Origin of the sequence: Nonomuraea sp. K271 (assembly GCF_009908215.1) — a bacterium.
In the GTDB taxonomy this organism is placed as follows: Bacteria; Actinomycetota; Actinomycetes; order Streptosporangiales; family Streptosporangiaceae; genus Nonomuraea; species Nonomuraea longispora.
Genome location: NZ_JAAAHR010000303.1, coordinates 1 through 5,005, shown reverse-complemented (window position 1 = coordinate 5,005; position 5,005 = coordinate 1). Strand labels below are relative to the sequence as shown.

At 71.2% G+C, this 5,005-nt stretch carries 6 protein-coding genes; all 6 read left to right on the top strand.

Features of this window, described 5'->3' with window-relative positions:
- The first annotated feature begins 15 nt into the window (after positions 1 to 15).
- The 6 genes from GUY59_RS45975 to GUY59_RS45950 are packed head-to-tail and all read left to right on the top strand — an operon-like array spanning position 16 to position 4,587.
- Complete coding sequence (locus tag GUY59_RS45975; RefSeq protein WP_138208648.1) at positions 16 to 600, top strand: prepilin peptidase; 585 nt, start codon at positions 16 to 18, stop codon at positions 598 to 600.
- Between the two features lie 43 nt (positions 601 to 643).
- A complete protein-coding gene (gene aroC, locus GUY59_RS45970; protein ID WP_138208647.1) occupies positions 644 to 1,825 on the top strand; it encodes a chorismate synthase in 1,182 nt (393 codons plus the stop codon).
- A complete protein-coding gene (locus GUY59_RS45965; RefSeq protein WP_138208646.1) occupies positions 1,822 to 2,340 on the top strand; it encodes a shikimate kinase in 519 nt (172 codons plus the stop codon). Before aroC ends, GUY59_RS45965 begins: the two co-directional genes overlap by 4 nt.
- The gene (gene aroB, locus GUY59_RS45960; protein WP_138208645.1) at positions 2,337 to 3,407 is read left to right on the top strand and encodes a 3-dehydroquinate synthase; all 1,071 of its coding nucleotides are present in this window, start codon (positions 2,337 to 2,339) and stop codon (positions 3,405 to 3,407) included. The genes GUY59_RS45965 and aroB overlap by 4 nt, the downstream gene beginning before the upstream one ends.
- A complete protein-coding gene (aroQ, locus tag GUY59_RS45955) occupies positions 3,404 to 3,838 on the top strand; it encodes a type II 3-dehydroquinate dehydratase (protein ID WP_132339619.1) in 435 nt (144 codons plus the stop codon). Before aroB ends, aroQ begins: the two co-directional genes overlap by 4 nt.
- A complete protein-coding gene (locus GUY59_RS45950) occupies positions 3,835 to 4,587 on the top strand; it encodes an SGNH/GDSL hydrolase family protein (protein WP_132339621.1) in 753 nt (250 codons plus the stop codon). Before aroQ ends, GUY59_RS45950 begins: the two co-directional genes overlap by 4 nt.
- Positions 4,588 to 5,005 lie beyond the last annotated feature (418 nt).

Here is a 5,005-nt window from a genome sequence, read left to right as displayed (position 1 = left end):
GTTTAGGGTCTGTGCGTGGTCGCACTCATGGCGCTGCTCGGACTCCTGTGCGGACGCGCCGTCCGGGCGCTGGCCGACGCCTATGACGACGATGTCACCCCCGTGCCCCCGTGGCCGCCGGCCATCGAGGTGGTGTGCGCCGCCGTCACCGCGCTCGTCGCGTGGCGGGTGGGGCTGCCGTACACGCTTTTCGCCGTGATCGGGGTGGCCCTGGCGGTGGTCGACTGGCGTGCCAGCCTGCTGCCCGACGCGATCACGCTTCCGGCGTACCCGGTCATGGCGCTGGCGCTGCTGCCGACGGGGGAGCTGCCGGCGGCGCTGGCCGGCGGGGCGGCGCTGGCGCTGGTGTACGGCGTGCTCTGGTTCGCCAGGCCGTACGCGATGGGGCTGGGAGATGTGAAGCTGGCCGGGCTCATCGGCATGACGAGCGCGGCGCTGGGCTGGCAGGCGCTGGTCGTCGCCGCCTTCGCCGGGCAGGTGCTGGGAGCGCTGTACGCCGTCGCCCTCCTGGTGACGAAGCGCGGGACCCGGGACACCGAGTTCCCTTTCGGTCCGTTCATGCTGCTAGGCGCGTTGAGCGTGCTATGTCTCGGTTGGTGAACGCCGGTCAGGCCACTGGGCCGCACATGGAAGACTTGGAGTCATGTTGCGCTGGTTGACCGCCGGAGAATCCCACGGGCCCGAACTCGTCGCCGTCCTCGAAGGCCTGCCTGCCGGTGTCGAGGTGACCACGGCCGCCCTCGACGAGGCCCTGCGCCGCCGCAGGCTCGGTTACGGCCGGGGCGCCCGGATGAAGTTCGAGCAGGACCAGGTGACGATCGTGGGCGGCGTGCGTCACGGGCGCACGATGGGCAGCCCCGTCGCCATCCGCATCGGCAACACCGAGTGGCCGAAATGGGAGAAGGTCATGGCGGCCGACCCGGTCGACCCGGCCGAGCTGGAGGGTCTGGCCCGCAACGCCCCGAGGTCCCGCCCCCGTCCCGGGCACGCCGACCTGGCCGGCATGCAGAAATACGGCTTCGACGACGCCAGGCAGGTGCTCGACAGGGCCAGCGCCCGCGAGACCGCGGCCCGCGTCGCGCTCGGCGAGGTCGCCAGGCGCTTCCTCAAGCAGGCGCTCGGCGTCGACATCGTCAGCCACGTCACCTCCATCGGCGGGGCCGGGACCCCGGCCGAGACGCTGCCGGGGCCGGGCGACCAGGCCCGCATCGACGACGACCCGGTCAGGTGCGCCGACCCCGAGGGCAGCGCCGCGATGGTCGCCGTGATCGACAAGGCGCACAAAGACGGCGACACGCTCGGCGGCGTCGTGGAGGTGCTGGCCTACGGCCTGCCTCCGGGCCTCGGCAGCTACACCCACTGGGACCGCAGGCTCGACTCCCGGCTGGCCGGGGCGCTCATGGGCATCCAGGCCATCAAGGGCGTCGCGGTCGGCGACGGCTTCGAGACCGCCATGCGGCCCGGCTCGCGCGCCCACGACGAGATCGAATACACCGCGGACGACGGCGTCAGGCGCGTCACCAACCGCGCGGGAGGCGTCGAGGGCGGCATGACCAACGGCGAGGTCCTGCGCGTCAGCGCCGCGATGAAGCCGATCTCCACGGTGCCCAGGGCCCTGGCCACCATCGACGTCAGGACCGGTGAGGCGGCCAAGGCCCACCACGAGCGCTCCGACGTGTGCGCCGTGCCGGCCGCGGGCATCGTCGCCGAGGCGATGGTCGCGCTGACGCTGGCCGACACGGCGCTCGAGAAGTTCGGCGGCGACTCCGTCGAGGAGGTCGCGCGCAACCTGTCCGGCTACCTCTCTTCCATGGTGATCAAATGAGCGCAACGCCACCGGCGAGCATCGTCGTGCTGATCGGCCCTCCCGGGTCGGGCAAGACCACGATCGGGCGGCTGCTGGCCGAGCGGCTCGGTGTCGGGTTCCGCGACACCGACGCCGACGTCGAAGCCGTGGCGGGCAAACCCGTCTCCGACATCTTCGTCGAGGACGGCGAGGCCCGCTTCCGCGAGCTGGAGCATCAGGCCGTGCGCAGGGCGCTGGCCGAGCACGACGGCATCCTGTCCCTGGGCGGCGGCGCCGTGCTCAACGAGGAGACCCAGGGCCTGCTCGACGGCCACCACGTGGTCTACCTTCAGGTGGGGCTCTCCGACGCGGTGCAACGGGTCGGGCTCGGCTCGGCCAGGCCGCTGCTCGTGCTCAACCCGCGCAGCCAGCTGAAGAAGCTCATGGAGGAGCGGCGGCCGGTCTACGAGCGGCTGGCCGTGACCACCGTGGTCACCGACAAACGCGAGCCGGCCGAGCTCGCCGACGAGATCGTGAGAGGGCTGCCCGCATGAGCGCGACGCGCATCCACGTACGCGGCGACAGCCCCTACGACGTCGTGGTCGGCACCGGCGTGCAGGACGAGCTGACGACACTGCTCAAACCGGGCGCGCGCACCGTCGCGGTCATCCGCCCCGAAAGCCTGCCCGATCTGGCCAAGCCGGTCACCGCTGCCTTGTCGCAACGCGGCTACGAGGTGGCCGACCTGCCCGTGCCCGACGGCGAGCAGGCCAAGTCCGTCGACGTGGCCGCCCGCCTGTGGTCCGCGCTCGCCCGGCACGGCGTGACCCGCTCCGACGCCGTGGTCGGCGTGGGCGGGGGAGCGACCACCGACCTGGCCGGGTTCGTGGCGGGCACGTGGCTGCGCGGCGTGCAGGTCGTCCTCGTGCCCACGACACTGCTGGCCATGGTCGACGCGGCCGTCGGCGGCAAGAACGGCATCGACACCCCCGAGGGCAAGAACCTCGTCGGCACGTTCCTTCCACCGGCCGGAGTGTTGTGCGAGCTGTCCACGCTGGCCGGCATGCCCAGAGCCGACTACGTCGCCGGCCTCGCCGAGATCATCAAGGGCGGCTTCATCGCCGACCCCGCCATTCTCACGCTCGTCGAGTCCGATCCGGAGGCCGCCACCACGCCCGGCGGCCCTCACACCCGTGAGCTCATCGAGCGCAAGATCCAGGTCAAGGCCGACGTCGTGGGTGCCGACCTGCGCGAGTCCGGCCTGCGCGAGATCCTCAACTACGGCCACACGCTCGCCCACGCCATCGAGCGCGAGGAGCACTACACCATCCGCCACGGCGAAGCCGTCGCCATCGGCATGGTCTACGCCGCCGAGCTGTCACGGCTCTCCGGACGCTTCGACGTCGTCGAACGCACCAGGTCGATCCTCACGAGCGTCGGCCTGCCCGTCTCCTACCACGCGGGCGCCTGGCCCCGGCTGCGCGACCACATGCGCCTGGACAAGAAGAACCGCGGAGCCAAGCAGCGCTTCGTCGTGCTCGACGGGCCGGCGCGGCCCGGCCGCCTCGAAGACCCCGCAGAAGAGCTGCTCGAAGCCGCCTACAAGGAGATCTCCGCATGATCCTCGTGCTCAACGGCCCCAACCTGGGCCGGCTCGGCGTCCGCGAGCCCGACGTCTACGGCGCCGAGACGTTCGAGGACCTCGCCACCCTCTGCCGCGACACCGGCCGCAAACTCGGCGAACACGTCGAAGTGCGGCAGACCGACGACGAGGCCGAGCTGATCGGCTGGATCCACGAGGCCTGCGACGGCCGCATCCCCGTCGTGCTCAACCCCGCCGCCTTCACCCACTACTCCTACGCCCTGCGCGACGCCATCGCCCAGCGCACCGCCCCGCTCGTGGAGGTGCACATCTCCAACCCCGCGGCCAGGGAAGGGTTTCGCCATACCTCCGTCGTCGCCGGGGTGGCGACGGGCACGATCGCGGGCTTCGGGCTACAGTCATACGTCCTTGCGCTGCACGCTATCGCGGAGATGAAGACGACCTCATGAGGCACTACAAGTCCTTCGTCGCTCTCGGCGACAGTTTCACCGAAGGGCTGAACGATTCCGGGCCGGACGGCCACTACCGTGGCTGGGCCGACCGGGTGGCCGAACGGCTCGCCACCGACAACCCCGGCTTCCGCTACGCCAACCTGGCCGTGCGCGGCAAACTGATCGGCCAGATCGTCGCCGAGCAGGTGCCGCTGGCCGTGGAGATGGCGCCCGACCTGGTCAGCTTCTGCGCCGGAGGCAACGACCTGCTCAGGCCCGGCAGCGACCCCGACGTGATGGCCAAGCAGGTCGCGCGGGCCGTACGCGACCTTCGGGCCGGGGGCGCCGACGTGCTGCTGTTCACTGGCGTCGACCCGCGCGACACCCCGGTGATGCGCCGCCTGCGCGGCCGCTTCGCCATCTTCTACCTGCACCTGCGCTCCATCGCCGACCTCTACGGGTGCCGGCTCGTCGACCAGTGGTCGATGCAGGGGCTGCGCGACTGGCGGGCGTGGAGCGCCGACCGCCTCCACCTGAACGAGGACGGACACCGGCTGGTCGCCGCGAGGGTGCTCGACGTGCTGGGCGTGCCGTTCGACGACTGGCGCAAGGGCTGGCCGGAGCGCGCGGTCGACCCCCGGGCGCGCCGGCGCGAGGACGCCCAGTGGATGCGCGAACACCTGGTGCCCTGGGTCTCCCGCCGCCTGCGGGGCGTCTCCTCGGGCGATGGTGTTCTTCCCAAGCGTCCGGATCTTTCTCCTTTTTAGCTTCACGGCTGCGCCGGGGTCGGCCACCCGCCGTGGGTGGCCGATGGCCTTCCAGGGAAACGCCCTCTGACCCTTCACCTGCTGACCGCCGATACGGTGCGCACTCTTGGCCCTTGCCGTGGTTCAATTCGTGACCGTGCACCACCCTGACACAGGGCACCGGGAAGTTCCCGAATCCTGGACTTTCATGGTGGTCGAGGCCGTGGACGGGGCGATCGTGGTTTGCGGCTTGGGGTGTGGAGGAGTGTGGGCGGGGGCCCCTGCGGGACGTGTGGCGGGAGGCCGAACGTGTCCGCGAGCAGGTGACGTTTTTCCCGGCGGCATGAGGTCGGGGACGCTGGCACGTGGGGTTTCAGCTCTCCCTGACGATCACCTCGCCGGGTCAGTCGTTGGGGGGTGGTTCCGTGAGGCGTTGGAG